Raw genomic sequence first — 25,091 nt, forward strand, 5'->3', positions numbered from 1 at the left:
GAGCGCGCGCTTCGTCGTCTCGGCGGCACCGGGCGCCGCCGCGATCGCCGCGACCAGCCGCCCCTCACCCGTCCACCTCGGCGGCCACCGGTGGCGCGATATCACCTCATTGCATCGAGACGTGAACATGATCTTGGTGATTCTCGGTGATGCTGCCGCGATCAGACATAGTCCGCCAGCCGCCGCCCTGCCAGATACGTTGCTTGTAGATCACATACTTGACTCCCAGCCGCCGGGCGTTCGCGATCGCCCAGGCCGCCAGCCGGTCGCCCAATGCCGACTGCGCGGGCGAGGGCCATGTCCCGCCGCGGGTGATCATGAAGTCGCAGGCGCGGCCCTGGGGGTGCTCGCCGCCGTCCTGGCGCGTGCGGTAGCAGCCGACGCCGCTGGGGAAGCTGAACCGGCTCTCGGCTTGGGTGCGAAGCAGACGCGTGCGGGGAGTGACGTTGTCGGGCCCTGTCGGGATCTGCGGCGCCCAGGTGCCATCGGATCGGCGCAGCCCGGGGGTGGGAACGATCTCTTCGAGGGTGTCCTTGATCCGCGCGATCAGCTTTTCGGCCGTTCGCTTCTCCTGGCCGAGCTTCGCGGCTTTCTCCTGCAGTTCACGCGCCCGGCGCGCCGCGGACTCTCGAGCCAGGCGACGACCCTCGCGCGTGATGGCGAACTGCTTGAGACCCTCGGCCTGCTCGTCCGTCCTTTGCTGCAAAAGCGCCGCGGCGTGAATGGAGGCATGCGGATCACCTGCCCCGAGCAGGGGCATCGCGGTGTCGAGTGAAGATCCTTGATATCTCAGCTGCGTCATCTGCACGACCTGCTCCCGCGCCAGGTCGTAGGCGCGTTGCACCTGCTCCCAGCGGGTAGCGGCGACTTTCTCGATACGCCGGGCATCGCTCAGCGCGACACGGTTGGCGTTGTAGTCGGCGATGAAGGTGTCGTACTCCTTTTGCAGGGCGCTCAGCTGGCTGCGCAACCGCTTGGCGTCCGGTTTCGGTTCGGCGCTGCCCGCTCCGGGGCCCCCCAGGCACAAGATGATCGCGATCGACGCCGCGGTGATGATGCGCATGAGGTGAACCTGCCGCGATCCGGGCGACCACGTTGCCACGCCTCCTCCTTTTTCTCGTCGCCTCCCGGCGCCTGCTGGGCCTTCGACTCCTGCAGACCGAAAGGCCCGATCGCGGCTCGAGCGCGCAGGCCCACCCCGTACCGGGCGCAAGGTCTCAGGTCCCGGCGCGGTGCCAAGGGAAGACGTTTCGGTGAGACGGTAGTAAACAAACTTCTATGGTGTGTAGAAGTTAGCGGAAGTTCGCGACCACTCCGACCCAGGGGCGGGCCACATCGCCCGCCACCGCCCCCTGTGGCCGGGTTCTGCGGCAGCCCTGCGGGCGGTCTCGTGGGTGGCGGTCCACTGAGTACGGCGCGGCCTTCCCGATGATCGGCGAGAGCCCGGGCGAGGCGCCGTCCCTATAGTTCAGCTTGTACTGAATCCACTGGTAGCTGTACTGTCGATGTGATGTGGGCGCATGCCGCCCCTGCGGCAAGGGCGCGAAGCTCAGCAGCGCCGCCTTCGGCTGCCGCCCGGCACAACGACGCACCCTCTAGCGCTGCCAGAAGGAAGGCCCGGCCATGCTCGCTTCGTGGTTTTACATGATCAGCTACCTGGTGGTGGGAACGTTCGCTTTCGGAATCCGGGCGCTGATCCATCGCCGCCGCACCGGCAGCAGCGGCATGAACGGCATCAGCGGCCCCGCCTTCTCCGCCGCGTGGTGGGCCGGAGTCCTGTTCGCCGTCGCGATCGCCCTCGGGCTGCTGGCGCCGATCGCGGCACTGGTAGGCGTCGTCGAACCGATCGGCGCCATGGTGGCCGTCCCGCTCCAACTCGTCGCAGCGGTCCTCATCCTGGCCGGAGGCACCGCCACCGTGCTGGCGCAGGCGGCGATGGGCGCATCCTGGCGGGTGGGCGTCGACGAGGGCGAAATCACCACCCTGGTCACCGGCGGGCCGTTCCGGCTGGTGCGCAACCCCATCTTCACCGCCATGGCCACCACCTCGATCGGCTGGACCTTGCTGGTGCCCTCAGCGCTGTCCCTGGCCGCCCTGGCCGCGCTCATCACCGCGATCGAGCTGCAGGTCCGCGTGATCGAGGAGCCCTACCTGATCCGCACCCACGGCTCGGACTACCTCACCTACGCCTCCAGCGCGGGCCGCTTCGTTCCGGCGCTGGGGCGCCTGTCGGCGGCGGCCTCCTGATGCTTTTCCGCGGTATGCGGCGCTGCGGCGCCTTACATTCGCCAGACGGTGATGCACAGCACGGGCGCGACCAGCACGGCCACGGGCCCGCTCAGCAGCAGGCCGGCGGCGCAGTAGGCGGCGGCCGACATCCAGCCCGGCTGCGGGTGGCCCCGCAACAATCGCTCCACCCGGTCAACGACCGCGGTGTCGGCCAGCGCCAGCGTGCCCGCGGCGGCGGGGCCGGCTTTCGGGGCGGCCATCCGCACCAGCGCGCGGGCCAGCGGCAGCTCTCCATGAACGCGGCGGGCCCGGTCATCGGCCAGCATCTCCAGCAGCACTGGGACGACCTGGCGGGCCGTTGTGGCGGCGGGAAGCCCGGGGAAGGCCTGCGCGAGCGCCAGAAACGGAAGCAGCAAAAGGTCGTGGCGCCCGGCGGCGTGTGCCCGCTCATGGCCGAGCACCGCCTCGACCTCCTCACCGTCAAGGAGGTCGAGCGTTCCGGTGCTGAGCACGACGCGGGCCCGGCGGCCGGGAATGCAGTAGGCCACCGGCTGGGCATCAGGCAGTACATAGGCGTCGGGCAGCAGCGAGGGGTCGGCCACGACGTCCACCAGCAGCCGCTGCCTGCGCTGGGCTCGGAGCGTGCGCACCGCGGCCCGCACGGTGTGCAGCGACAGCCAGCCGATCAGGCCGGCGCTCCAGGCCAATGCGCCGATGTGCGCCCCTCCCAGACCGTCCAGCCCTCGGCCATCAAGGATCTGACGGATCAGGGTGTGCGCGCCGTGCGGGAACACCGCTGCCAACGGCGCCACCGCAGCCACCAGGCCGATGCCGATCGCGCCCATTCCGCCGGCCAGCCCGATCGCCTGCCACATGACCAGGGCGGCCCGCGGGCAGCGATGCGTCCACCCGGCGCCGGCGAGCCGCTCGGCGGCCCGGCCTCCGGCCAGCAACGGCACCAGCGCCACGGCCGCGGCGATCAGCCAGACGATCACGGCGCGTTGCCCAGATCCCGGTTGTCGAGCGCCTCGCGCAGCGCGGCGGCCACCTGCGGCGACACGCTGCCGACGAAACGGCTGACCGCGGCCTCCACATCACCGGCGCCGTCCAGCACCTGGCGCATGGCCTCAGCGACGAAGACGTCCTTGCCGCCCGCGGCGCGATACAGGTGGGCCCGGCCGGTGCGCTCCCGGGTGACCAAGCCCTTACGCGACAGCCGCACCAGCACCGTCAACACGGTCGTGACCGCGGGCGTCGAGGGCAGAGCGTCGGCCAGGTCCTGGGCGAACAGGCCCTCGGGATGGCTCCACAACGCCTCCATGATCGAACGTTCCAGGTTGCCGAGCCGCACCTGTCAGCCCCTTCGCCTCTGCCGCGGGTGTCGTCCGCAAGGCTACCGGCCCGCACCCGGCCGACCCGCGCGGACGAAGAGCCCCCGCTCACGAGCGCTGCACCATGCATCGTCGCCTCTGGGGGAAACAGTGCGCGGGGGAAAGGGCGGTGGCGGCCAGCCCGCCTTCCGAAGGACGGCAGGCGGGCTGAGCCTGGTATCACCCACCAACAAGGATTCACGTTTCTCTGAATTCAGGACTCCATGTACTATACGGGTATGTTGACGATCGCCCCCGAGATCGAGGTACTCACCCGGTTCGGCCGCGCTCTGGCCGATCCGATTCGCTGCCAGTTGCTGCTCTCACTCCGCCAGGCTCCGGCCCACCCCGCCGATCTGGCCGAGTCGCTGGGCATCTCCCGCACCCGGCTGAGCAACCATCTGGCCTGCCTGCGTGACTGCGGCTTGATCGTCGCCGTCCCGGTCGGCCGCCGCACCCGCTATGAACTGGCCGACCCCCGCTTGGCCCACGCACTGGATGACCTGCGCACCGCCGTGGTGACGGTGGCCGCCGACCGCACCTGCGCCGAGGCGACCGAGAAGGGCTGCTGCTGATGGGTACGCATCCGGGCGAGGGGTCCAACTGCTGTGAGCGTCGCCATCACCGGCCCCGTGATCGAACCCGCCGTCTCGTCGGCACTGGCCTGCTCGATGCTCGACGGCGCCTTCGCCCCGCAGCGGACCGACTCGATCGCCGGCCGCGCCCATATCAGCCTGCCCCCTGCCCGTCCCCGGTGACGGGGCCGCCACGCGATCGGCTATCTGCCACTGGACAGGCACGTACCGAGGGCGGCAGCACTACGCCAGCCGCGTGGGCCGCTTCCTGCCGGGCCTGGGACGCATCCCGGCAAGGACCACCGAGCTGTAGCAGGCCTCGCCCGGGCGGCCCGCGCCGTCCGGGCCGCCGAAGACCGCCTCTCCACCGGCTCACCCCTGCTGTTCGCCGAGCAAATGCCCAGGCTCATCACGTCGCCTCAGGCCATGTCAGCGCCGACCAGCAGACCCCACCATGGGCTGAACCGTGAACCTCAACGAATCCTTCCTTGCCTGGAGTAGGTGCTGTTGGAACCTTCTACCTGTAAGGCAGGAAAAGGATGTCCACTTCCTGTGCCCTTTCCCCGGCGGCGACGCACGGCATCGAGGCGTATCGTTCGGGGAGCCAGTGATCGTTAACCACATGGGGAAGTCAATGACGGTTGCGCAGATCGGCGACATCAGCATGGGGTATGAGCTGCACGGCCCCGAAGACGGGCAGCCGGTGCTGTTGCTGGGGGGCACCAGCATGCCACGCGGCGTGTGGGCGTTGATGCAGCTACCAGCGCTGGTGGAGGCTGGCTATCGGGTGGCGGCGCTGGATGCGCGCGGCAGCGGCGAATCATCGGCGCCCCAGGGCCCCTACACCATCGCCCAGCTCGCCGACGACGCGGCCGCCCTCATGGCTCACCTCGGCTGGAGCGAGGCCCGGATGATGGGCTTGTCTCAAGGCGGATTCGTCGTGGAAGAGCTGATGGCCCAGCGGCCCGAACTGGTGCACCAAGACGCCGGTTTCGGTCGTCTCCGCCACGCTTTCCTCCTCGTGCTGATTCTCGCATTCATCTTCCTCAGAGGCCGACCCGCGGGTGAGATTGGCGTGTGATGTCAGGAGATGGCCGGGCTGCGGCGTTCGATCAGCACGACGTCGCGCCAGAGGCCGTGGTGGCGGCCGATCCGTTCCCGGGTGCCGATCACCCGGAATCCGGCGCGTGCGTGCAGGGCGAGACTGGCGGTGTTCTCGGGGAAGACGCCGGCCTGGATCGTCCAGATCCCGGCGGCCTCGGTGGAGGCGATCAGGGCCGCGAGCAGCGCGGAGCCGACGCCACGGCCTCGGGCGGCGGGATGGACGTAGACCGAGTGCTCCACCACTCCGGCATAAGCGCACCGGTCGGAGACCGCGACCGCCGCGACCCAGCCCAGCACCCGGCCACCGTCGATGCTACCGTTCTGGCCGACGTCGGTGGCGACGTCCTGGTCGACGGCGACGTGGCGGTGAGCGGGCAGCTTGGCCGCCGCGAACTGCTCCCAGGTGGGGGCGGTGGTCTCAAAGGTGGCCTGGCCTTCGTCGATGCCAAACCGGTAGATGGCCAGCACCTGGGCGGCATGCCCCGCGGTCATGGCCGTGATGCGCGGCCCCGTCATGGCGGCGGGGGTCGTGTTCATGTCCGGTCCGCTGGTTCGGTGAGCAGTTCGGTGAGCAGTGCGCGGACGCGGGCGTCGATCTCGTCGCGGATGCGGCGTACCTTCTCAATGCCTTGACCGGCAGGGTCGGCCAGCTGCCAGTCCTCATAGCGCTTGCCGGGGAAGATAGGGCAGGCGTCGCCGCAGCCCATGGTGATGACCACGTCGGCGGCCTGGACGGCCTCGCTGGTGAGCGGCTTGGGGAACGCGCGCGTCAGGTCCAGGCCGAGCTCGTCCATGACCGTGACGGCGGCCGGGTTGATGGAGTCGGCGGGAGCCGATCCGGCCGAGCGGACGATGACCCGGCCGCCACCATGGTGCTCCAGCAGCGCGGCGGCCATCTGGGAGCGTCCGGCGTTGTGCACGCACACGAACAACACCTCGGGGATGGTGGACACGATGGCTCCTTGAACGAGGGCGGCGGCCCGCAGCCGCTCGGCGGCGAAACGGACGGCCAGGGTGGGCAGGTGAGCCTGGACGCGGGCGCCGCGGCTCAGCAGGTCATAGGAGTCGCCGACCAGCTCGGCGACGGTCTCGGGAGCGAATATGCCGGTGTAGCCGGTGGCGAGTTCGCTGGCGGCGCGCTCCAGGACGGCGTGGGGCCGGCCGATGCCGGGTCCGGAGCCGGGCCGCTCGAAGGGCAGGGACATGCGGAGCCTTTCGGATCACGCGGGCACGGGGCGGGTGAGGCGGCGGCGCAGGGCCAGGGAGAGGTAGACCAGCGCGAGCAGGACGGGCACCTCGATGAGCGGGCCGACCACCCCGGCCAGGGCCTGGCCGGAGGTGACGCCGAAGGTGGCGATCGCGACCGCGATGGCGAGTTCGAAGTTGTTGCCCGCCGCGGTGAACGCCAGCGTCGCGGTGCGCGCGTACCCCAGGCCGACCAGGTGGCCCAGGGCGAAGGCGCCGGCCCACATGAGGGCGAAGTAGATCAGCAGCGGCAGCGCGATCCGAGCGACGTCGAGCGGCTTGGAGACGATCGCGTCGCCTTGCAGGGCGAACAGGATCACGATGGTGAACAACAACCCCCACAAGGCTGCTGGGCCGATCTTCGGCAGGAAGCGCTTCTCGTACCAGGTGCGGCCTTTGGCCTTTTCCCCGAGGTGGCGGGTGAGGTATCCGGCGGCCAGCGGGAGGCCGAGGAAGATGAGCACGGAGCGGGCGATGTCCCACATCGACACGTCCAGCCCGGTGGCGGGCAGACCGAGCCAGCCGGGCAGCACCTCCAGGTAGAACCAGCCGAGCACGGCGAAGGTGATGATCTGGAAGGCGCTGTTGAGGGCAACTAGGACGGCGGCGGCCTCCCGGTCACCGCACGCCAGGTCGTTCCAGATGATGACCATGGCGATGCATCGGGCCAGGCCGACGATGATCAGGCCGGTGCGGTAGGCGGGCAGATCCGGCAGCAACAGCCAGGCCAGGGCGAACATCAGCGCCGGTCCGGCCACCCAGTTCAGCACCAGCGAGGTGGCCAGCAGCCGCCGGTCGCCGGTGACCGTCTCCAGCCGGTCGTAGCGGACCTTGGCCAGCACCGGGTACATCATCACCAGCAGGCCCAGCGCGATCGGTAGCGAGATGCCGTCGACCTGGACGACCTCCAGCGTCGCGCCCAGGCCGGGGATCATCCGGCCCGCCAGCAGTCCGGCGGCCATCGCGGCGGCGATCCACACCGGCAGCAACCGGTCCAACATCGACAACCGCCCCGCCGTCGGCGCCGCCTCGGCCGCCGGCACGGGCGGTGCCTGCGTGATGCCGCTCACGCCATCGCCGTGACGCGCGGCCCCAAGATCGCCGAAAGCCGCTCCAGCACGCCGGGGTTGACCCAGTAGTAGACCCAGGTGCCGCGCCGTTCGCAGTCGATCAGCCCCGCGGTGCGCAGCACCTTCAAATGGTGGCTGATCGTCGGGCCGGTCACCTCGAAGGCACCTGTCAGATCGCACACACACGCCTCACCGCCCTCGTGGCAGGCGATCAGCGACAACAGGCGCAGCCGCACCGGGTCGGCGATCGCCTTGAACAACGGCGCCAGCTCCTCGGCCTCGGCCGCGTTCAGCGGCTCGCACACCAGCGGCGCGCAGCACGCCTGCCCCGCCTCATCGGCCCCGGCCAGATTCACGATCGGCAACGCTTGTTTCGACATACCTCTAAGTTGACAGGTCTCTAAGCAGCATTGCAAGCTGAGGGCGCCCGCTATCTAGATATTCATCTAAATAGCGGGTGGGGGCGGTGATGGTCACCGCCCTGCCGTCGATCGTGGAGGATCACCATGTCCCGTGTTCAGCTCGCCCTGCGCGTCTCCGACCTGGAAGGCTCGATCGCCTTCTACTCCAAGCTGTTCGGCGTCGAGCCCGCCAAGCGCCGCCCCGGATATGCCAACTTCGCCATCGCCGAGCCGCCGCTGAAGCTGGTGCTCCTGGAAGGTGAGGAAGGCCACGACACCCGCCTGGACCACCTGGGCGTCGAGGTCACCGACACCGCCCAGGTGCAGGCGGCCACCCAGCGGCTCAAGGACGCCGGACTGGCCACCTTCGAGGAGAACGACACCTCCTGCTGCTACGCCCTGCAGGACAAGGTGTGGGTGAGTGGCCCCGGCGCCGAGCCGTGGGAGGTCTACGTGGTCAAGGCCGACGCCGACGTCCTGGGCAAGTCCGCGAGCGCCACCCAGGACCCCGCAGCCCCGTGTGCCTGCGGCCCGAGCGCGGAGAAGACCGACGAGCAGCCTCAGACGGCCGGCGCCGCGGCGAGCAGCGGCTGCTGCTGAAAGACCGACCGCGGGCCACCCTTGCCCCGCCGCGGCGTGCGGTCCGGCGGACGTGCGACCGCACGTCCGCCGGAGGGGAGGGCCGAGGCCTCCCCGCAGGGGGAAACAGGTTCGCCGCAGGGGTTGCATCCGGTACCTGGGTACAGGCCTACCGTCGAGACATGACACACAACATCGCCCTTGAGCAGGGATGGGTGCCCTCGGCGTGCACGCTGCCCACCGCCGAGCGGCCACTGCGGGTAGCCGAGTTCGACGCCTTGTTCGCTGAGGCGGTGCAGGCCGTCACGCGCCCGCAGCGGACGCGGTTGCGGCTGGAGCTCGTCTTCAGCCCCGAGCACGCCGCGCGGGCCGCCGAACTGGCCGCGCGGGAGAACGGCTGCTGCTCCTTCTTCACCTTCACCCTGACCATCACGGGCGGCCACCTGGCGCTGGAGGTGGCGGTGCCGGCCGAGCAGGCCGAGGTGCTGGACGCGCTGCAGGCCCGCGCCGCGGCGGGCACCGCGCCTACCCGCCCGAAACCGTCACCCTGCTCGCGGTGATCAAAGCCGCCCAGCGGCTCGGTTTCACCCTGGAGGAGGTCGCCGAGCTGATCGACACCGGACGGCGCGGCCACCCCACCCCCGATCTGCGCGCCCACGCCCAGGCGAAGATCACCGAAGTGGACGCGAAGATCGCCGACCTGACCACCATCCGGGCGGCGCTTGCCGCGGTGGTCTTGGCCGGATGCGACAGCCTGACCCACTGCACCTGCCCCGACTGCCCCCTGCCGTTCGCCGACCTGGCCGCGGGCCGCACCCCTGAGGAGAGCTGACCGACGTGAGCACCCACCACGACCACCGCACGCCCCCCACCGTGCCCCTCACCGAATCCGGCGCACCGGGCGAGCGCGTCCGAGACGGTGGCGGTCCGCCGCTGCGCAGCAAGGTCACCGCCGCCCTGGCGGTGGCGGCGTGCGCGGCCTGCTGCGCGCTGCCGCTGCTGATCGCCGCCGGGCTGCTCACCGGCGCCGGCGCCGCGCTGGCCGAACAGACCTTGCTGGCCCTCGCCGGGCTGCTGATCGCGGCCGCGGCGGCCATGTGGTGGCTGCACCGCCGCACCGCCCGCCCGGCGGCCGCCGTGAAAGGGGTCTGCGGGTGCGGCGGAAACGGCTGCGGATGTTGAGCACCCGCCCCGCTGGAGCACGCCCGGCGCCCACCCGGCGAAGGGCCGGCTGCCGGGATGCGCTGTACTGCCTGCCATGACGATCATCCGTTCCCTGCTGCTGTTCGCCCTGGCCGCGCTCGCCGAGATCGGCGGAGCGTGGCTGGTCTGGCAAGGGGTGCGCGAGCAGCGCGGCCTGGCCTGGATCGGCGTCGGCGTCATCGCGCTGGGCCTGTACGGATTCGTCGCCACCTTGCAGCCGGATGCGAACTTCGGCCGCATCCTGGCCGCCTACGGCGGCATCTTCGTCGCCGGATCCCTGGCCTGGGGCATGGTCGTCGACGGTTTTCGCCCCGACCGCTGGGACATCATCGGCGCTGCGGTCTGCCTGGCCGGCGTCGCGGTGATCATGTACGCGCCGCGCGGCTGAGAACAAGACACCAGCACGCACGAATCCTCGTGTTCGCAGCCCAGCCCTCCCTCTCCCGTGACGTGGCGCGCAGGGTGACGAATCCATCGAGGTCTTGTAGCTCATCAAGGAGTGATAAAAACCCTGCGTTCGGTGATCGCCGCCAAGGTGGGTGCCGTGCTCTACTCCGAGGCCGGGGACAGACGGGCCGTACCTCCCTGATCGCCGGGATCGGTGTCGTCGGGCGAGGGCGTGGTGGCGGCGCCGTCGTGCCGAGGAGGGCTGCGATGGGTGGGGCCGTGCGGTGCGGCGCAGTGGGGGGCGGCGTCGCCGATGGTCAGCAGCCCCGGCGGGGCGTGGTCGACCTGCAGGGTGACGTGCTCGATGCCGTAGGTGTCATGGAATAACCGTTCAGCGGCCAGGCGCACGGTGTGGCAGTCGGCGCCGGGGGTGACCAGGATGTGCGCCGACAAGGCGGCGTAGCCGGAGGTGACCTCCCAGATGTGCAGGTCGTGCACCTCGACGACGTGCTCCAGGGCGGCGGTCCTGGTGCCGACCTCGGCGGGATCCATGCCCACGGGGGCGGCCTCCATGAAAACCCGGCCCGCGTCGCGGACCAGGCCCCAGCCCGCCTTGAGCATCAGAGCGGCGACGACGAGGGCGGCGATCGCGTCGGCCCGGGTCCAGCCGGTGAGCCAGACGACGGCTCCGGCGACCGTGGTGGCGACGAAGGCGAACAGGTCGTTGAGGATGTGCTGGTAGGCGCCCTCGACGTTGAGACTGGAGCGGTCGGCCCGAGACAGCAGCCAGGTGGCGGCCAGGTTGACGACGATTCCGGCCAGGCCGGTCACCACCACGTACAGGCCCTCGACGTCGGGAGGGGCGATCAGGCGGCGGACGCCTTCGAAGACGAACCAGGCGGCCAGCAGCAACAGGGTGATGCCGTTGACCTGCGCGGAGACGATCTCGGCACGTTTGAGCCCGTAGGTGAAGCCGCCCCGGGGCGGCCGGGCGGCGATCCGCATGGCGACCAGTGCGAAGACGATGGCGACGGCATCGGTGAGCATGTGCCCGGCATCGGAGATCAGGGCCAGGGAACGGGCGAGGAGGCCGACGACGACCTCGACCGTCATGAATCCGGTGATCAGCGCCAGCGCTCCGGTCAGGTAGCGGCGATCGGCCTCCGCGCTCACCCCGTGCCCATGCCCGTGCCCAGTACCGCGCCCACCCGCGTGTCCATACTCAGGCATCGCTATCACTCCCCATGGCGGGTGTCTGTTTCATGTCCGATGTGGGTGATCGCCTGGGCGAACAGCATCCGCATGTGGGAGTCGGCCAGCCGGTAGTGCGCCAGCCGCCCGGCGCGGCGGACCTGCACCACGTGGTGGGCGCGCAGCAGCCGCAGCGCGCACGAGGTGGCCGACATGCTCTGGCCGGTGACCGCCGCCAGGTCGCGTACGCACATCTCTCCGGCGTGCAGCAGGGCGGCCGTCAGCCGCAGCCTTCCGGGGTCGGCCAGCAGCGCGAAGACCTGCGCGAGTTCCTGCACCACCTGTTCGGTCGGCAGCGCCCGCCGGATGCTCTGCACCCGTTCAGCGGCGAGAAACGGACTGCAGGGGGCGTTGGGACACGCGGTCACCTTCGTGGAGGAGTGGCTGGTCAGGTCCGCATGGGCGCAGACCGTAGATCGGGGGGTCACGGCGCCTACCTCTTTTCCTCGTCGGGGTAAGGGATGCAGGTCGCAATGGATGTATGTTCAGTTGCTCACATGTTTAAGCATTTAGTAATGAGGAAATTACTCTTCGTGAGCATCGCAGGTCAAGTGCCCTCAGCTTGACCAGGCCGCCGGCTCCGCGCCGGCGACCAGATGCCGATCGAAGGGAAACACCGCGATGACCGCGAAGCGAACCACCGTCACCCTGACCGCCCTGACCGCCCTGACCGCGTGCGCCGCCGCGGGCGGGCTCATCTGGACCGCCCTACCCGTCCACGCGACCGCCCGCCTCACCGAGACGACCCCCACTCCCGCCCTGGCCTGCACCTACCAGGTCACCAACGTGTACTCCGACACCGTGCTGACCGTCCGCTCCCAAGCCGGCCAGACCTTCAGCCCGGTCGGCACCCTACGTGCGGACGAGACGCCGGTCGCCGGCGCCTGTGAGAGCGTCAACGGCTGGGTGCAGGTCAAGACCACCGCCGCCGTCACCGGCTGGGTCCCGTCCAGCAACCTGCGCAAACTCACCTCATCTCCCGCCGCGACCGGCCAGCCGACGCCGGCCTGCGCCTACCGCGTCAACCACACCGGCCGGAGCCGGTATGTCACCTTGCGCTCCGGCACCGACAAGACTTCCCGCTCGGTCGGCACGCTTCGCGTGGCCGACGGCCGGTTCACCGGCGCCTGTGAGAGCGTCAACGGCTGGGTACGGGTCACGACCGCCACCGGCGTCACCGGCTGGGTCCTGGCCCGTCAGGTGCGCAAGGTGCGTAATGCCGGTTCAGCCCGCGTGCCCGGCCGGGCGGCACTGGCCTGCGTCTACCGGGTCACCCACGTGCGGCGCGTCAGCTTCCTCAACGTCCGCTCCGGCGCCGGGCTGCGCTTTCGCTCCGTCGCCAAGCTGCGGGTGGCCGATGGCCGACTCACCGGCGCCTGCAAGGCGACCCGAGGCTGGATCAAGGTGAGGGCGGCCAACGGCAAGCGCGGCTGGGCCTCGGCCGGCTACCTGCGCAAGGTCACCAAGTAGCGGCCGCGAGCAGCCGCTCATGGTGAAAACCTCCCGTCCCCGGCGACGCTCGTCGACCGGGGAGGGAAACCTTCGACGGCGTGGTGCGCCCCGGATCTCGCGGGGAGAGCTGCTGATGATCGTGTTGCTGACAGTCCTCACCGTGGCTGAGATCATCCGCGCCACCACCGCCACTGCGGCGGCGGTGAGGTGTTCGGCGCCCGGTGTGCTCTCCCACCGGGGGGATCAAAGCGCTGGGCCGGAAAACACCCTCATCGCGTTGGGTCACGCGCTGGGCGCGGGCTCGACCGGCGTTGAACTCGACGTCCGTTTCACCAAGGACCACCATCCGGTGCTGATGCACGACGCCACGGTGGATCGGACCACCACCGGCAGCGGCCGCGTCGAGGCCATGACCCTGACTCGGTTTCGCGCGCTGCGGACCGGTGACGGGCAGCCCCCGCCGACGCTGGACCAGGCACTGGCGCTGCTACGTGGCCGAGTCGGCGAGGTGCTCGTCGAGCTCAAACAGATTCCTGACACCGCGGACGTGCGCGCCCTGCGCACCACCTACCGGCGCCAGGGTGCCTTCCCGTGGGCGAACCTCGCCTCGTTCTCCGCGGTGGCGCTGCGGGCGGCGGATTCCCTCCCGGCCCGTAAAGGCCTGGTGACCAGGTCCGCACCGTCGGCCGCGCTAGCCGGGAGGTACGCCTTCGTCGCGGTGCGCCACGACCGGCTGACCCGCGCCCGGGTCCGCGCCTACCGTGACGCGGGCGCGGCCATCTACGCCTGGACCCCCAACAACCGTGACGCCTGGCGGCGCCTGGCCAGCTATGGCGTCACTGGCATTCTCACCGACCAAAGCGCCGACTACCTGGCCTGGGCCCGAGAGACATGCCGGTCGTGAGGCCGCCCGCACTCACCCGGCACCCCGCGGCCAGGCCAGGCGCGAGAAGCCGACCTTGGTGCGTGCCGCACGGTCAGGCATCTCCCCAAAGCCCGGGACCGCGACGGTCGGACGCCACCGATACCCGATCTCGCCGGTCCCGCTCACGCTTCGAAAACCATGGTGAAAGGTCACGTGAAAGGCCATGCACGACGAGCCCGGGCACGCCCCTGCCCCCCTCGACGAGATCGACCACACCCCTACCTCTCCGCTCGGCCCCGGCCTCTCCGCCGGTGTGAGCCGGCTAAGTCCCGCCGCCGTGCGCAACCAGGTGTTCACCGTGGTCCGGCTGCGCGAAGGCTACGACCTGGCCGAGGTGGACACCTTCCTCGGCCAGGTCGAGACCACCTTCACCGTGCTCGTACAGGAGAACGCGGAGTTGTATGCCCGGGTGAGCGCCGCCGAGCGCGCCGCCAGGCAGGCCAGACCGGCGGAGGAGCGCGTGACGCGGATCATGGCGATGGCCCAGGACAGCGCCGACCGGATGCTGGCCGCCGCCGAACAGCAAGCCGAGGCGATCGTGGCGCAAGCCCGCGACCGTGCCGCCGCCCTGCGGAAGGAGGTCCATGCCTCCTGCGGGCAAGAACTGGAACGCCGCACCGAGGAGTTCAACACTTTTGCCGCCGACTACGGCGACCGGCTCAAGCGCAGCCTGCAAGCGCAAGCCGACCAGCTGCAGAGCCTGCTCGGTGAACTCACCAATTTCAGCGAGCTGGTGCTGATATCGCCGCCCCCACCCATGGCCGTCGGCCGGCAGCCGACGCCGAGACAACCAGCATCGCAACGGACAACGTCACAACAGGCATCGCCGCCGGGCGGAGACACGTCGGCGAGCATGCCCGCAGGTGATGCCGTCGCCGAGGAGCGCTGAACGACCTATCAGCCGGTTCGGAACTTTCCCGCGATCCGATCCCGATAAGAGGTGGTGAGACATGGTGATGGTCGAAGGGACCTCGGTGCTGGGACCGGCGCTGGAGGGAGCCTCTCCCGGTGTCGGCGCGTGGGCCGCGGTGCTGCTGGTGTCGCTGTCCACGCTCGCCGGGGCGTGGCTGGCCCGGCGTGACTCCGCGCGGGTGACGGTGTGGCTGGCGATCGCCTCGGCGATGATGCTGATCACCGCCCTGGTCGACCTGCTGCCCGACGCCTGGCGAGACGCGGCCGAGACGGGAGTACCCCTGTGGGCGGTCGGGCTGGCCATCGTGTTCGGCTTCCTGGTGATCACCTACTTCACCCGCAAAGGCTGCGGACACGGACACGGACATGGAGGTTCTCAACCGGTCGGCGGCAGGCACGCGCCCGGCCTGCACCGCCGCGTCAAGGAAGCCGTCGACGCCGCCCTGTTCGGCGGCATGGGCACCGCGGCCGCCCTTACCCTGCACCGGGCGATCGAAGGCGCGACGCTGGCACTGACCGCCTCCGCCGTGGTCGTCATCGCCCTCATGGTTCACTCGGCCAGTGAAGGGCTGGCACTGGCCGCCCTGCTGGACATGGCCCGCCAGCGGCTGGCTCCGTGGCTGGTCGTCTCCTGCCTCAGCCCGGCCGCCGGCATTCTGATCGCCACCATCGCCCCGCTGCCCGGCCAACTCGTGCCGCTCCTGCTCGGCATGGTCACCGGTGTGCTGCTGCGCACCGCGATCGTCGGACTCAGACTCGCCGCCGCCAGCCAAGAGAGCGGCCGGCTGTCCAGACGCCACCTGACCATCGCCGCGGGCGTCGCCGTCACCGGGGGCGCCCTCCTGATCGCCACGCACGGCGTACTGGGTGAAGACCACCCGCAAACCGGGCACCGACCCCACGTCGCCGACCATGCGGCACCCGCCTCCTCTGCCCCTACGCCTGCTGTCCGGCCACCAACCCGGCCAGCGCAGACCCCGCTGACCCATGCTCAGTTGCGTGAAGCGGTGAGTACCGGGCGGATGTCACTGAGCGAGGTGCTGGCCCGCACCGACGACGTCGTCAAGAACGCCTGGGTCGGCTGGCTGCTGTCGCTCCTTCCCGGCCACAATCCCGCCGAGATCACCAGAGTCCTGACGGCGGGCGGGATCGATGCCAGCCGTCACATCGGTGACTTAACCGAGCAGCAACGCCGCTACCTGCTCACCACGATCACCAAGTAACCGCCGACCCCGGCCCTCCAAGACCATGCCGCCGAAGCCTTCGCCCAGAGCGCCTTTCCTGATCCGCCCTGCGATCGAGCCGCTCCCCGCAAAGCTGGGAGCACACCACCTTGCGGGCGCCTGCTGTTGAACACACAGACCTGAGGAGACGCAGCCCAGGTGCCTAACTCAGATGCAGGACGCGGGACTGCCCGCTTTCGGGGGCGAGGAGCCGGGCCATTGTCTCGTCGCTAACGACGCCGGTGTTCAGATCGCCTCGGTGAGATCTTCCGCGCCGATCAGGGCGGTCAGCAGAGCACGGCCGGTCGCGGTCAAGTGGTACATCACCAGTTTGCCGTCGCGGCGGGAGGCGGCCAGATCGGCGTTGCGCAGGACACGAAGGTGGTGGGAGACCAGATTCTGGGCGAAGCCGCACACCCAGGCCAGGTCACAGACGCACATCTCGCCACCGCCGGCCAGGGCCAGGGCCACCCGCAGCCGGGAAGGGTCGGCCAGGGCCTTGGCGCGCTCGGCCGCCGAGGTCAGGCTCGGCGCGGCCGGCAGACGGGCGCGGACTTCTTCGGCGTGGGGAAGGTCGAGGCAGAGAAGGTCGCAGTGCTCATCACTCACCCGATCACGCTAACAGCCGGCCTGTGATGGCGGTTCCGCGCCCGCCCGGGGCTGCGATGTCGGGCTGCATCTTTACCTCAAACACATATCAACATCCATTAGGTTGATTCGGTGTCGGCGGCATCCCCTGACCCAAGGAGTGTGGACGTGTCGAAGACACCGGCCCGAGCCAAGGCCCGGCGAGACAAGATCGAAGCCATGCGCGCCGAGGAGCAGCGCCAAGGCAGGCGCAAGAAGAACACCATGATCTCGCTGTCGGTGATCGGGGTGTTCGTGGTGGTGCTGGGCGCGGTGTTCGCGATCAACCGATTCACCTCCGGGTCCGACACCGCCGCCGTGGCCGCCGGCGAATCCCAGCTGGTGCGGGCCGACAGCCACAAGGTGCAGACCACCGCTGACGGCAAGGTGACCTTGGTGGAGTTCCTCGACTTCGAATGCGAGGCCTGCCGGGCCGCCTTCCCCATCGTGGAGAAGCTGCGCAAGCAATACGCCGGGAAGGTGACCTTCGTGGTGCGCTACTTCCCCGTTCCCAGCCACTTCAACGCCGAGCGCTCCGCCCGTGCCGTCGAGGCCGCCGCCGGGCAGGGCAAGTTCGAGGCGATGTACCAGCGGATGTACGAGACCCAGACCCAGTGGGGCGAGAAGCAGGTTCCCGCCGACGCCCTCTTCCGCACGTTCGCCCAGGATCTGGGCCTGGACATGGCCGCCTGGGACAAGGCCTACAGCGACCCGGCCACCCTGGTCCGGATCAAGAAGGACATGGCCGACGGCCAGGCGCTGGGCGTGCAGGGGACACCGACGTTCTTCCTCAACGGCAAGAAGCTCGAACCCGAATCCTCCGACGACATCAAGGCGGCCATCGATGCAGCGCTCGCCGGCTGAGGCCACGGCGGAACCCGCTGACGACCAGCCCTCCACGGCGCATGATCGTCTGGATGCGGCCGAACCCGTCGGCCCTGACGCAGGGCCGTTTCCCCGGCTGCTGCCTTGGCTTTTGCTGATCGGCGGGGCGATCGGGCTGGGCGCGGCGTTCACGCTCGCCGTCGAGAAGATCGCGCTGCTCAAGGATCCCACCTACGTGCCCAGCTGCAGCATCAACCCGGTGCTCTCGTGCGGGTCGGTGATGACCACGCCGCAGGCCGAGGTGTTCGGTTTTCCCAACCCGCTGCTGGGCATCGCCGCCTTCGCCCTCGTCGCCACCATCGGCGCCGCCTTGTTGTCCGGCGCCCGTCTGGGCCGCTGGTTCTGGCTCGGCCTGCAGGCCGGCGTCACCTTCGGGGTGGTGTTCGTCCACTGGCTGATCGTCCAGAGCCTGTACGTGATCGGCGCGCTGTGCCCCTACTGCATGCTGGTGTGGGCGGTCACCATCCCGAGCTTCCTCTACGTCACCCTGCACAACCTGCACCGGCGCCACCTGCCGGCGCCCGCCGGTGGGCAGCGCGTCGTCGAGGCGCTGGTGGGCTATCACGCGGTGGCGCTCACCGTCTGGTTCCTGGCCCTCCTCACCATGATCGGTGTGCGGTTCTGGTCCTACTGGAGCACCCTGCTGTGATGCCTGACCGGCGGTTCGCGAAACGTTCCCGGCCGATCAGGCACACATCAGGGCAAGGTGGCGCTCGCCTTCCAGACCACCGCGCCCCCTGCCGCGACCCCCGCCGCGCTGACCATCGACCGCCAGGGCCGACTCGCCGCGCGAGCACTGGGCGCGGTCACGAAGGTGAGCGATGAGAAGTAACCCCGGGCCGGGCTCGCAGCGAGATACCCAAGGAGCATCGTGAGCGCCGATCTGGCGGCCATCGTCGCGACCGGCTCGCTCATACTGGCGTTGCCCATCGCGATCGCCGCCGGCCTGGTGTCTTTTCTGTCGCCATGTGTGTTGCCGCTGGTGCCCGGCTACCTGTCGTATGTGACCGGGATGAGTGCCGACCCGCGGCGTGGGCGGCTGCTGGCCGGCAGTGTGCTGTTCGTGCTGGGTTTTGCCGTCGTGTTCGTCGCCGCCGGAGCAGTGGTCGGCACCCTCGGGGCCGTGATCCTGAACAACTCCGAGGTCATCACCCGCGTACTCGGTGCTTTGACCGTCGCGCTCGGACTCACCTTCCTCGGGGTACTGCCCGGCATGCAACGTGATGTGCGCATTCACCGGATGCCTGCGGCCGGGCTGGCGGGAGCGCCGGTCCTGGGCATGGTGTTCGGGCGCGGCTGGACACCATGCATCGGCCCCACGCTCGCCGTCGTGCTCACCTTGGGCCTGAACGAGGGCAGCGCCGGGCGTGGCGCGCTGCTGGCCTTCGCCTACGCGCTCGGCCTGGGCCTGCCGTTCGTCGCCGCCGGGCTGGCCTACCGCAGGGCGCTGCGGACGTTCAAAGCCATCCGCCGCCACTCCCAGCTGATCACCCGCATCGGTGGCGGCATGCTGATCATTGATCATCGACCGCCGGGGGCGGATCACCGCGTGGACACTGGGCGCGGTCACCTGTAACGACCTGCTGAATGGTGTTACCCAGATCAGCGACGGCCGGGCCCACAGCGAAGGCACAAAAAGCATCGCGAGCACCGGTAGTCGTCGTCGTTGTCGCTGTAGGCGCAGTCACCAGCCGCGGCGGTAAAGGTGATCTCGGATCCAGTGCCTCGGCTACCAGGCGCGCGGTGACGCGCCGTGATGGCGAACGCCAGATCGTCGGCGCCGTTGGGCAGGCGGCAGGCCGCTGTGGAGGGCCGGGTACGCAACGGCAGATATACCGTCGCTCATCGGTCCACAGCATGCTCACGGTGACGAGCGGGTTGCCGGGTTGCCGAGTCGGCCCCGCCTCTGGTGAGGCGCGTGATCAGTGGCGTGTTCGTCTGCACGACTCGCCGTTGTCATCGATCATCAGCCTCCTGCCCGAATGCGGCACGGTCGCCGGGGCAGCCGGCAGCAACCTCACCTGCGGGTCGTCGACCGCCTCGAGGTTCACACCGATTCGGGCAGGAAGTGCTGCAGCCGCCGCACGGCCGTGGCCGATCCCTGACCATCGGCTCGGCCAGGGCCAGACTGATCAGCATGTCGTCCTGCTCGCGCGGCAGCAGCAAGTCCACCAGATATTCGCCTGAACCGCTGCCAAGCACGGAATGCCGGTAATGACAAGGACATGCGGAGGCCATACGAGGCCGAGCCGCCCGACCACTGTTTGCCCACCTATAAGCGTTTAGGTCAGATTTGTCGTTGAGGCCGGACCCATGATCTCTGCTCTTGTGTGACTTTCGGCTTTCTTTTCGACGATGATCCCGGACCAAGGCTTTGTCTTACTGGGGTGAACGTGCAGATACCTCTGAAGTAGCGTCTTATGTAATGTCGATTCGACATATTCCTGGAAACTGAATTGGCGCCCTGTAGGCCCAGAAAGCACACCGGGCTCAAATATCAGACACGGAGTGATCTTTCATGTTCAAGCACGTTTTCGCCGCTAGTACATTGATGGCTTCCAGCTTCGTCGTCGCCATGACGATGTCGGCTCAGCTCGCCGAGGCAAGCGCGATACCCCAGGAAGCCGCTTCGGTATCTCTACTTCTGAATGATCCTCCCCCTGGCGACTACCATCACCCTTGGCCCGGTCATCATCATCACTCATGGCCTGGCGGTCACCAGCCCTGGCCCGGCCATCATCACCACCCCTGGCCTGGTGGCCATAACCCCTGGCCCGGTCACCACCAGCCCTGGCCCGGCGGTCACCACCACCATTGGCCTCATGGCCACCATTAGAGTCCCTTCCTAGGCTGCCGCGTCTTTTTTGCGGGTGCTCGTCGGTCCGGCCGGTTCGGTGTGGCAGATGCCCGAGGATCGGAAGGGTTCGGCGAGCTGGGCCAAATAGGTGCGAGGGTAATTCGGTTTCGCGGCCATGCCGAGCTGCTCGGAGGTGAAGCGGCGCTGGGGGTCATAGGAGAAGGTGCCCAGCAGATGATCCCAGATGAGAGTGAAAAGGCCGAAGTCTGGACCTGGGCCTTTTCCTGTTCCGCTCTCCAACGCAGGCGCAACCATAAGCCCAGCAGGGCACCCGTTTGAGCGAGGATGATCGAGGCGATGCTAACCGCCGCCGTGACCGTGTCCATGCGTGTCATCTCCTAGAGGGGGTGGGCTGACGATGAGCCCTTCAGGAGTAAGAGGCCGAACGCACCGTTCACATGAACTCCAAAACCAAGATCTTTTCAGACAGATCAAAAAATTAAGGGGAGCCGCCGGTGTTCAACGAATAATCACAGTTATCTGCTGAGGCCTGAGTGCATGGTCAGGGACAGCAAAGGGGCCCGGAGCGCGGCCGCCATGACGTAAACCCGCAGGGTTGCCTCGCTTGCCGGACGGCACCGACCGTGATGCGGTTAGCTCGATGTCGGAGGTGATCGCAACCGTCATCTTGTCGCGAAGGGGAGTCCCCGATGAGTGAGACGTCGCCGATCGAGTCGAAGTGGCTCCGGCGGGTGCGGCTGACCGCTCAGGGGGCAGTCCTCGTGCTGGGAGCGGTGCTGATGGTGTGGCTCTCGCTCACCGGCCTGCTGGCGTGGGCAAAGTCACCACAAGGGCTCGACCAGTCGGGGTTCTGGGCGTGGCTGGTGGCGCTCTGGCTGACCGTCTCCCCTGTCGTGCTGGCGCTGCAGGCCGGAGTGGACTGGAAACGCGGCTACAGCGCGCGCCCAATACTTATCGCCGCATGGGCTCTGATCGCTCTTTCCACCGTCATCCAATGGGATGCCGACAGCTCCTGGTTCGAGATCATCTCCAGGCCCATCGTGCTGGCCATCATGCTTTTGATGCTGCGGCCCGTCGAGGCTGGCCTCGAACAAGGCAGCAGCGATGGATGAGTAAGGAGTTGGCGTGGCGTCGATCGCCGTCGACCGTCACAGCGAGCACCGAAGTGGCGATCGCAGACGGTTCCACCCTCTACGCGCTCGCCGGCAGATCCCCGGACGTTCGGCACCTACAGGGCACCACCACCAGCGTGCGGGTGTTCTCGTCCAGGTGCGCCACGGTCTTGGAGCCCAGGCAGTAGCGGCATCCCAGGGCGGCGGCGGCCGCGGAGTCGGACCAGATGCGGTGCTCCCACGCCGGCGGCGGCTCGGCTCAGAACGTCGAAACCGGTGGCTCGGCCAGCCAGTGGCGGGTGATGGTCTACGCGTCGACGGCGGCCTGCACGGGGTCGGTGAGCTCCAGCAGCCGCTGGGCCTGCTGGAGCAGGCGCCGGGCTTTCTGCTGGAGCTCTTCACGCACAGAGCTGCCGCGGACCGCCCGCAGGGCCCCTGCCTCTCGCGCGATCAAGCGCGGTCATGGCTTGGGAGCCGTGGCAGCACACTCAGTCGATGGGGGCTTTCTCATACGGAGTACGTGCCTCAACGAGCGGCAAGATGTCCCGCAGCCCTTGATTGTCCGCCGGGTTAATAAAAAGGGTTGTCCTCAAGACCGTGCCAGCGTTGTCGAAGTCGCCCAAGCGCCACCAAGCGAGCGCGAGGCCGTGACGGGCGCGCAGGAAGGGCCGGTTACGAGTCGATGACCAGATCGTGACGCCCGTGAAGCGGAGTGGAAGGCTCAACTCGCCAACGGCGACCCCGGTTTGGTAGTACCCCAGTGCTTCGGTGATCGCGGCGGAACGCCGACGCGTGGCCATCGGGGATTTGCCGGTCACAGCGTCCGCTCGCGCGAGCGCCTCGTGGCCGGAATGCGCCCAGGCGTCGATGTCCCGGAATTCGCGTTGCGGATCCGCTTCAGGGCCATCCGGTATGCGGCCTCGTCGCCGGTACGGTTGCGCTCGTCCAGGGCCCGATCCAGCGGGACATCGCTGTCTGCTCCGACGTAGGGATCTGGCATCTGCCAGATCTCGCGCACACCGGCGGCCTTCACCCGCTGCCACCAGGTCCACTGCTGGGCGGCCCGGACGAGTTCGTCGTCATAGTCTTCCGGGTCCAGGTCCCAGCCGTCGGTTAGCGGGTTGTAGCCCTCGCCTGGTGATCGCCGGGCCAGCATCTCACCGGCGCTGTCGACGCGGATGACGACCATGCGCGTCTCCGCCGAGACGTAGTGTGCTGTCATCTCGTGCAGCCACACATACCGCGATGCCGGATCGACCTCGGCGGGAAGCCCGATAGGGATCACCCGGGTCATGGCCGCGATGATCCCGCGTACGGTGTCGTCGGCCTCCTCGTCGGACAGGGGATAGGAAAATGCCCCCTGAATGCGGGCTCCCACCACATGCCCGAACAGTGCCTCGCGGGTGAGCCCGGTGCGCTCGGCAACCACGCTGATCAGTTGGTCATCCGCTGTGATCATGACGGGGCTCTTCTTTCCGGCGCGGCCGCTGTTCGTGACGAACCTACGGGCCCAAAGGGCCGGGCCGGCATCGAACGCACGATGAGGTCGTATGCTCTCGCAAGTTTCCAGCTGCCCAGCCTGAGCTGAACTTTAAGATAGGCACAGGGCAAGCCGCGCGCGCCCCCGGGCCGTCGATGAGGTCCCACGCCTTCGCCGACACCGTTTCCCGGTTTTAAGGGCTTTCGAGTCCCGCGCAGGTTGGTGCTGCCCGGATTCGGACCTGATGAACCGGCGGTCGGCGTGGGGGACCGCCGGGGACCTGAGCCGATCATGCCCAAGAACCAGTCCACCGCCGCGCAGAAAGCCCGTCGACTGCAAGCCGCGAACGGCGGCGCGTACACCGATGTTCTGCACGGGCTCGCCAACCCGGCCGCCGCGAGCGCAACGCTGCGCGCGGACGCCTGGCTGAAGACCATCCTGAACCACCTACAGGAGCTGGGGTGGCCTGCCTCTTCGTTCGCCCTGGAAGAAGGCCGCTACCACGCCTACAGCGGCCCCGTGTCGCTGGACGCCGGGCGCGACGTCGATGATGTCGACGCCGAGGCCGATGACGCCGACCCCGACGACCCTCGCTGGGCGGGCGCGCCCCTGTGGCTAAGTGTGATCGTGCCGTTCGAGGCTGGCATCGGTGATCTGGAGACAGTGGCCCGCGCCGGCGCCGAGACGCCGAAAGAGATCGCCGTGCGCGTGGACGCCGAACTCGCCGAGGCACGCCGGCGACGGGTCCAAGCCGCGGAGCCGAAATCGACGACGCCGTGCGCCATCTGCGGCGACCGCTACCCCGAGCACCATCTGCTGGCCATCAGAGCCCAGGCGGATCCGGTTTGTCCGGCGTGTGTCTGGGATGGTGATCAGCGCTACCGTGCCGACCTGCCGTATCTGGCAGTGCAGATCGATCAGTTGCTGAACCAGGACTCGTCGGCGCCGGCTGGCTGGGCCGCGGTCGCCGCGGTGCTCGCCCTGACCTGCGGGGCGAACCTGGGTCGCCGGTTGGAGCGCGAATTGAAGCGGCGCCGCGGCTGGCCGCTGGTCATGCCCCGGGGGGACCAGCCGCTGGTCATGCCCCGGTGGGACCAGCCACTGGACCAATCCTGGATCTGGCTGCCGCCCCGCGAGGGGCGCCATCCGGCCTTCGCTCGCCTGGGCGCCGGGGCGAGCCTGGCCGCGATCACCGAAGCGCTGGAGCGCCACGACCCCACCGTGCGCGAGCAGGCCCGGCGGTTGTGCCGGGAGGCGCAGGTGCGCTGGCGTCCAGCCCTGTGGCCCGCAGCTATCGGTTACGCGGTGGCGTTTGCCACTCAGGCCGTTGAACGAGACCGGCACCGCAAGCCGGTGCATGTCGTGGAGTCCACCAGCGATGGCTTGTCGCAGATCCGCGCGCCGTTCGCGGTCACCGGTGAGGCGAGCAACGTCGAAGGCGGGCTCAAGGAGCTCCTGGAATACCTGCTGTTCCCGCTGCTGCTGGGCCACGGTCTGCGCGACGAGCTGTACGAGCCGCACCGCATCTACGGCGCCGAGCCCACCGACGACCGCCCCACGCGGGCGCAGTCAGATGCGCGCATCATGCACGAGGTGGACCGGGCCACCCAAGTCGCCGTCGTGCTCGGCCAGATCCCCGGCGTCCCGGACGCCAAGGTGATCTGGGACGGCAGCGCCAGACCAGCTCAAGACGGCGCGCCGCTGGGGACGACCTACCCGGTCAACGAAAACATCGACGAGCTACGACAGGCGGCGCGCATCCAGGTCGCCGCACAGCTATACGACGAAGCTGGACCAGCGGCGATGGGAGCCGACGAGGCCTGGGCGCGTGCGGGTTGGTGGATCCCTTCGGATGATGCGGCGCATGCCGTACGCCAGGCTCACGACTTCCTCGGGGACCAGCCGCATGTCGACGTGCTGTGGGCCGGCCACGGCGGTGGCTTCCCCGCGCCGACGTGGGTCGGTGTGCAGGTGATCGAGATTTTCGAGCACAGCACCGGCCCCGAAGACGTGCCGTGGATGCGCGTGTTCGACGGGAAGTCCCTCTTCGGGATGGGATTCTCCGATGTTGCGCTGGTGCGGCGCGCCGAACCTGCCGTGATCAACGCCGGATCCGCGCTGACGGACGCCGAAGCGTCCACCGAGGCCGGCACCGCGTAAGCGAACGCGCCCCAACCTCAAAGCCGCTGGTGTGCGAGGTGCGCCTTCAGCGGCCCGACAATCGGTGGGCGAGCGATAGACGA

33 protein-coding genes and 1 pseudogene are annotated in these 25,091 nt (G+C 69.0%); 19 read left to right on the forward strand and 15 right to left on the reverse strand.

Going from position 1 to position 25,091, the window contains the following annotated elements:
• Nucleotides 1-106: 106 nt before the first annotated feature.
• Complete coding sequence (locus OG587_RS30600) at nucleotides 107-1,063, reverse strand: coiled-coil domain-containing protein (protein ID WP_329081243.1); 957 nt, start codon at nucleotides 1,061-1,063, stop codon at nucleotides 107-109.
• A 560-nt stretch (nucleotides 1,064-1,623) separates the two neighbouring features.
• On the opposite strand from OG587_RS30600, the gene OG587_RS30605 reads away from it, so the two are divergent.
• Nucleotides 1,624-2,247, forward strand: coding sequence for a methyltransferase family protein (locus OG587_RS30605; RefSeq protein ID WP_329081245.1), 624 nt, complete (start codon nucleotides 1,624-1,626; stop codon nucleotides 2,245-2,247).
• 32 nt (nucleotides 2,248-2,279) lie between these two features.
• Here OG587_RS30605 and OG587_RS30610 read toward each other — a convergent pair whose 3' ends face one another.
• Nucleotides 2,280-3,224: a M56 family metallopeptidase gene (locus tag OG587_RS30610; protein ID WP_329081247.1), complete on the reverse strand. Its 945-nt coding sequence runs from the start codon at nucleotides 3,222-3,224 to the stop codon at nucleotides 2,280-2,282.
• Nucleotides 3,221-3,580, reverse strand: a complete 360-nt coding sequence (locus OG587_RS30615; protein WP_329081249.1) for a BlaI/MecI/CopY family transcriptional regulator — start codon at nucleotides 3,578-3,580, stop codon at nucleotides 3,221-3,223. The genes OG587_RS30610 and OG587_RS30615 overlap by 4 nt, the downstream gene beginning before the upstream one ends.
• Before the next feature lie 258 nt (nucleotides 3,581-3,838).
• On the opposite strand from OG587_RS30615, the gene OG587_RS30620 reads away from it, so the two are divergent.
• The 3 genes from OG587_RS30620 (at nucleotide 3,839) to OG587_RS30630 (ending at nucleotide 5,255) form a co-directional block, all read left to right on the forward strand.
• Nucleotides 3,839-4,174, forward strand: a complete 336-nt coding sequence (locus OG587_RS30620) for an ArsR/SmtB family transcription factor (RefSeq protein ID WP_329081251.1) — start codon at nucleotides 3,839-3,841, stop codon at nucleotides 4,172-4,174.
• 33 nt (nucleotides 4,175-4,207) lie between these two features.
• The gene (locus tag OG587_RS30625) at nucleotides 4,208-4,357 is read left to right on the forward strand and encodes a hypothetical protein (protein ID WP_329081253.1); all 150 of its coding nucleotides are present in this window, start codon (nucleotides 4,208-4,210) and stop codon (nucleotides 4,355-4,357) included.
• Between the two features lie 451 nt (nucleotides 4,358-4,808).
• Nucleotides 4,809-5,255: an alpha/beta fold hydrolase gene (locus OG587_RS30630; RefSeq protein WP_329081254.1), complete on the forward strand. Its 447-nt coding sequence runs from the start codon at nucleotides 4,809-4,811 to the stop codon at nucleotides 5,253-5,255.
• A gap of 2 nt (nucleotides 5,256-5,257) precedes the next feature.
• Here OG587_RS30630 and OG587_RS30635 read toward each other — a convergent pair whose 3' ends face one another.
• The 5 genes and pseudogenes from OG587_RS30635 to OG587_RS30650 all read right to left on the reverse strand — a co-directional run bounded on the left by OG587_RS30635 (nucleotide 5,258) and on the right by OG587_RS30650 (nucleotide 7,973).
• The gene (locus OG587_RS30635; RefSeq protein WP_329081256.1) at nucleotides 5,258-5,815 is read right to left on the reverse strand and encodes a GNAT family N-acetyltransferase; all 558 of its coding nucleotides are present in this window, start codon (nucleotides 5,813-5,815) and stop codon (nucleotides 5,258-5,260) included.
• On the reverse strand, nucleotides 5,812-6,231 hold the full coding sequence (locus tag OG587_RS47325; RefSeq protein WP_443075638.1) for an arsenate reductase ArsC: 420 nt from the start codon (nucleotides 6,229-6,231) through the stop codon (nucleotides 5,812-5,814). Before OG587_RS47325 ends, OG587_RS30635 begins: the two co-directional genes overlap by 4 nt.
• A 30-nt stretch (nucleotides 6,232-6,261) precedes the next feature.
• Nucleotides 6,262-6,483: pseudogene (locus OG587_RS47330) on the reverse strand (three-helix bundle dimerization domain-containing protein); the annotation flags it as partial.
• A gap of 15 nt (nucleotides 6,484-6,498) precedes the next feature.
• Complete coding sequence (gene arsB / locus OG587_RS30645; RefSeq protein ID WP_329094056.1) at nucleotides 6,499-7,524, reverse strand: ACR3 family arsenite efflux transporter; 1,026 nt, start codon at nucleotides 7,522-7,524, stop codon at nucleotides 6,499-6,501.
• 65 nt (nucleotides 7,525-7,589) lie between these two features.
• On the reverse strand, nucleotides 7,590-7,973 hold the full coding sequence (locus tag OG587_RS30650) for a metalloregulator ArsR/SmtB family transcription factor (RefSeq protein WP_329081260.1): 384 nt from the start codon (nucleotides 7,971-7,973) through the stop codon (nucleotides 7,590-7,592).
• 126 nt (nucleotides 7,974-8,099) lie between these two features.
• Here OG587_RS30650 and OG587_RS30655 point away from each other — a divergent pair, with 126 nt between their 5' ends.
• The 5 genes from OG587_RS30655 (at nucleotide 8,100) to OG587_RS30675 (ending at nucleotide 10,164) form a co-directional block, all read left to right on the forward strand.
• Nucleotides 8,100-8,594, forward strand: a complete 495-nt coding sequence (locus OG587_RS30655) for an ArsI/CadI family heavy metal resistance metalloenzyme (protein WP_329081262.1) — start codon at nucleotides 8,100-8,102, stop codon at nucleotides 8,592-8,594.
• A gap of 161 nt (nucleotides 8,595-8,755) precedes the next feature.
• A complete protein-coding gene (locus tag OG587_RS30660) occupies nucleotides 8,756-9,133 on the forward strand; it encodes a hypothetical protein (RefSeq protein WP_329081264.1) in 378 nt (125 codons plus the stop codon).
• Nucleotides 9,130-9,405, forward strand: coding sequence for a MerR family DNA-binding protein (locus tag OG587_RS30665; RefSeq protein ID WP_329081265.1), 276 nt, complete (start codon nucleotides 9,130-9,132; stop codon nucleotides 9,403-9,405). Before OG587_RS30660 ends, OG587_RS30665 begins: the two co-directional genes overlap by 4 nt.
• A 5-nt stretch (nucleotides 9,406-9,410) precedes the next feature.
• Nucleotides 9,411-9,755: a hypothetical protein gene (locus OG587_RS30670; RefSeq protein ID WP_329081267.1), complete on the forward strand. Its 345-nt coding sequence runs from the start codon at nucleotides 9,411-9,413 to the stop codon at nucleotides 9,753-9,755.
• 76 nt (nucleotides 9,756-9,831) lie between these two features.
• Nucleotides 9,832-10,164: a YnfA family protein gene (locus tag OG587_RS30675; RefSeq protein ID WP_329081269.1), complete on the forward strand. Its 333-nt coding sequence runs from the start codon at nucleotides 9,832-9,834 to the stop codon at nucleotides 10,162-10,164.
• A gap of 161 nt (nucleotides 10,165-10,325) precedes the next feature.
• Here OG587_RS30675 and OG587_RS30680 read toward each other — a convergent pair whose 3' ends face one another.
• Entirely contained in the window at nucleotides 10,326-11,393 is a 1,068-nt protein-coding gene (locus tag OG587_RS30680; RefSeq protein WP_329081271.1) for a cation diffusion facilitator family transporter, read from the reverse strand.
• Nucleotides 11,394-11,398: 5 nt separating this feature from the next.
• Nucleotides 11,399-11,842 (reverse strand): ArsR/SmtB family transcription factor, encoded by a 444-nt coding sequence (locus OG587_RS30685; protein ID WP_329081273.1) that lies wholly within the window; start codon nucleotides 11,840-11,842, stop codon nucleotides 11,399-11,401.
• Nucleotides 11,843-12,035: 193 nt separating this feature from the next.
• Here OG587_RS30685 and OG587_RS30690 point away from each other — a divergent pair, with 193 nt between their 5' ends.
• From OG587_RS30690 to OG587_RS30705, 4 genes are all read left to right on the forward strand, one after another.
• Nucleotides 12,036-12,884, forward strand: a complete 849-nt coding sequence (locus OG587_RS30690; protein ID WP_329081275.1) for an SH3 domain-containing protein — start codon at nucleotides 12,036-12,038, stop codon at nucleotides 12,882-12,884.
• A gap of 115 nt (nucleotides 12,885-12,999) precedes the next feature.
• Entirely contained in the window at nucleotides 13,000-13,770 is a 771-nt protein-coding gene (locus OG587_RS30695; protein WP_329081276.1) for a glycerophosphodiester phosphodiesterase, read from the forward strand.
• Nucleotides 13,771-13,954: 184 nt separating this feature from the next.
• Nucleotides 13,955-14,680, forward strand: coding sequence for a DivIVA domain-containing protein (locus OG587_RS30700; RefSeq protein WP_329081278.1), 726 nt, complete (start codon nucleotides 13,955-13,957; stop codon nucleotides 14,678-14,680).
• 61 nt (nucleotides 14,681-14,741) lie between these two features.
• Complete coding sequence (locus OG587_RS30705; RefSeq protein WP_329081279.1) at nucleotides 14,742-15,926, forward strand: hypothetical protein; 1,185 nt, start codon at nucleotides 14,742-14,744, stop codon at nucleotides 15,924-15,926.
• A gap of 246 nt (nucleotides 15,927-16,172) precedes the next feature.
• Here the strand turns inward: OG587_RS30705 and OG587_RS30710 are convergent, their stop codons facing one another.
• Nucleotides 16,173-16,535, reverse strand: a complete 363-nt coding sequence (locus OG587_RS30710) for an ArsR/SmtB family transcription factor (RefSeq protein ID WP_329081281.1) — start codon at nucleotides 16,533-16,535, stop codon at nucleotides 16,173-16,175.
• Between the two features lie 147 nt (nucleotides 16,536-16,682).
• Between OG587_RS30710 and OG587_RS30715 the strand changes: the two genes are divergently transcribed.
• From OG587_RS30715 to OG587_RS30730, 4 genes are read left to right on the forward strand one after another with little or no spacing between them, the layout of a single operon-like run.
• A complete protein-coding gene (locus tag OG587_RS30715) occupies nucleotides 16,683-17,417 on the forward strand; it encodes a thioredoxin domain-containing protein (RefSeq protein ID WP_329081282.1) in 735 nt (244 codons plus the stop codon).
• A complete protein-coding gene (locus OG587_RS30720) occupies nucleotides 17,398-18,087 on the forward strand; it encodes a vitamin K epoxide reductase family protein (protein WP_329081284.1) in 690 nt (229 codons plus the stop codon). The genes OG587_RS30715 and OG587_RS30720 overlap by 20 nt, the downstream gene beginning before the upstream one ends.
• A 57-nt stretch (nucleotides 18,088-18,144) precedes the next feature.
• A complete protein-coding gene (locus tag OG587_RS30725; RefSeq protein ID WP_329081286.1) occupies nucleotides 18,145-18,270 on the forward strand; it encodes a hypothetical protein in 126 nt (41 codons plus the stop codon).
• A gap of 39 nt (nucleotides 18,271-18,309) precedes the next feature.
• Nucleotides 18,310-19,014 carry a cytochrome c biogenesis CcdA family protein gene (locus OG587_RS30730; RefSeq protein WP_329081288.1) on the forward strand — a complete coding sequence of 235 codons (705 nt, stop codon included), beginning with the start codon at nucleotides 18,310-18,312 and terminating at the stop codon, nucleotides 19,012-19,014.
• Between the two features lie 1,269 nt (nucleotides 19,015-20,283).
• Here the strand turns inward: OG587_RS30730 and OG587_RS30735 are convergent.
• The gene (locus OG587_RS30735) at nucleotides 20,284-20,535 is read right to left on the reverse strand and encodes a hypothetical protein (RefSeq protein ID WP_329081290.1); all 252 of its coding nucleotides are present in this window, start codon (nucleotides 20,533-20,535) and stop codon (nucleotides 20,284-20,286) included.
• A gap of 410 nt (nucleotides 20,536-20,945) precedes the next feature.
• Between OG587_RS30735 and OG587_RS30740 the strand changes: the two genes are divergently transcribed.
• Nucleotides 20,946-21,368, forward strand: coding sequence for a hypothetical protein (locus OG587_RS30740; protein ID WP_329081293.1), 423 nt, complete (start codon nucleotides 20,946-20,948; stop codon nucleotides 21,366-21,368).
• Between the two features lie 307 nt (nucleotides 21,369-21,675).
• On the opposite strand, the gene OG587_RS30745 is transcribed toward OG587_RS30740, so the two are convergent.
• The 3 genes from OG587_RS30745 to OG587_RS30755 are packed head-to-tail and all read right to left on the reverse strand — an operon-like array spanning nucleotide 21,676 to nucleotide 22,827.
• Nucleotides 21,676-21,822, reverse strand: coding sequence for a hypothetical protein (locus OG587_RS30745; protein ID WP_329081295.1), 147 nt, complete (start codon nucleotides 21,820-21,822; stop codon nucleotides 21,676-21,678).
• A gap of 34 nt (nucleotides 21,823-21,856) precedes the next feature.
• Complete coding sequence (locus OG587_RS30750; RefSeq protein WP_329081297.1) at nucleotides 21,857-22,186, reverse strand: hypothetical protein; 330 nt, start codon at nucleotides 22,184-22,186, stop codon at nucleotides 21,857-21,859.
• On the reverse strand, nucleotides 22,183-22,827 hold the full coding sequence (locus OG587_RS30755; protein ID WP_329081298.1) for a hypothetical protein: 645 nt from the start codon (nucleotides 22,825-22,827) through the stop codon (nucleotides 22,183-22,185). The genes OG587_RS30750 and OG587_RS30755 overlap by 4 nt, the downstream gene beginning before the upstream one ends.
• Before the next feature lie 312 nt (nucleotides 22,828-23,139).
• Between OG587_RS30755 and OG587_RS30760 the strand changes: the two genes are divergently transcribed.
• Entirely contained in the window at nucleotides 23,140-25,008 is a 1,869-nt protein-coding gene (locus OG587_RS30760) for a hypothetical protein (protein ID WP_329081299.1), read from the forward strand.
• Nucleotides 25,009-25,091 lie beyond the last annotated feature (83 nt).

It is taken from the genome of Streptosporangium sp. NBC_01469, assembly GCF_036227305.1.
Taxonomy (GTDB): Bacteria; Actinomycetota; Actinomycetes; order Streptosporangiales; family Streptosporangiaceae; genus Streptosporangium.

Excerpts from the sequence above, each read along its gene's own strand:
- OG587_RS30680 (WP_329081271.1), bottom strand. The coding sequence starts at position 11,393 with ATGCCTGAGTATGGACACGCGGGTGGGCGCGGTACTGGGCACGGGCAT.
- OG587_RS30605 (WP_329081245.1), top strand. The coding sequence starts at position 1,624 with ATGCTCGCTTCGTGGTTTTACATGATCAGCTACCTGGTGGTGGGAACG.
- OG587_RS30635 (WP_329081256.1), bottom strand. The coding sequence starts at position 5,815 with ATGAACACGACCCCCGCCGCCATGACGGGGCCGCGCATCACGGCCATG.
- OG587_RS30620 (WP_329081251.1), top strand. The coding sequence starts at position 3,839 with ATGTTGACGATCGCCCCCGAGATCGAGGTACTCACCCGGTTCGGCCGC.
- OG587_RS30660 (WP_329081264.1), top strand. The coding sequence starts at position 8,756 with ATGACACACAACATCGCCCTTGAGCAGGGATGGGTGCCCTCGGCGTGC.
- OG587_RS30675 (WP_329081269.1), top strand. The coding sequence starts at position 9,832 with ATGACGATCATCCGTTCCCTGCTGCTGTTCGCCCTGGCCGCGCTCGCC.
- OG587_RS30740 (WP_329081293.1), top strand. The coding sequence starts at position 20,946 with ATGAGTGAGACGTCGCCGATCGAGTCGAAGTGGCTCCGGCGGGTGCGG.
- OG587_RS30655 (WP_329081262.1), top strand. The coding sequence starts at position 8,100 with ATGTCCCGTGTTCAGCTCGCCCTGCGCGTCTCCGACCTGGAAGGCTCG.
- OG587_RS30720 (WP_329081284.1), top strand. The coding sequence starts at position 17,398 with ATGCAGCGCTCGCCGGCTGAGGCCACGGCGGAACCCGCTGACGACCAG.
- OG587_RS30755 (WP_329081298.1), bottom strand. The coding sequence starts at position 22,827 with ATGATCACAGCGGATGACCAACTGATCAGCGTGGTTGCCGAGCGCACC.
- OG587_RS30600 (WP_329081243.1), bottom strand. The coding sequence starts at position 1,063 with ATGCGCATCATCACCGCGGCGTCGATCGCGATCATCTTGTGCCTGGGG.
- OG587_RS30705 (WP_329081279.1), top strand. The coding sequence starts at position 14,742 with ATGGTGATGGTCGAAGGGACCTCGGTGCTGGGACCGGCGCTGGAGGGA.
- OG587_RS30695 (WP_329081276.1), top strand. The coding sequence starts at position 13,000 with ATGATCGTGTTGCTGACAGTCCTCACCGTGGCTGAGATCATCCGCGCC.
- OG587_RS30630 (WP_329081254.1), top strand. The coding sequence starts at position 4,809 with ATGACGGTTGCGCAGATCGGCGACATCAGCATGGGGTATGAGCTGCAC.
- OG587_RS30760 (WP_329081299.1), top strand. The coding sequence starts at position 23,140 with ATGCCCAAGAACCAGTCCACCGCCGCGCAGAAAGCCCGTCGACTGCAA.
- OG587_RS30690 (WP_329081275.1), top strand. The coding sequence starts at position 12,036 with ATGACCGCGAAGCGAACCACCGTCACCCTGACCGCCCTGACCGCCCTG.
- OG587_RS30650 (WP_329081260.1), bottom strand. The coding sequence starts at position 7,973 with ATGTCGAAACAAGCGTTGCCGATCGTGAATCTGGCCGGGGCCGATGAG.
- OG587_RS30700 (WP_329081278.1), top strand. The coding sequence starts at position 13,955 with ATGCACGACGAGCCCGGGCACGCCCCTGCCCCCCTCGACGAGATCGAC.
- arsB (WP_329094056.1), bottom strand. The coding sequence starts at position 7,524 with ATGTTGGACCGGTTGCTGCCGGTGTGGATCGCCGCCGCGATGGCCGCC.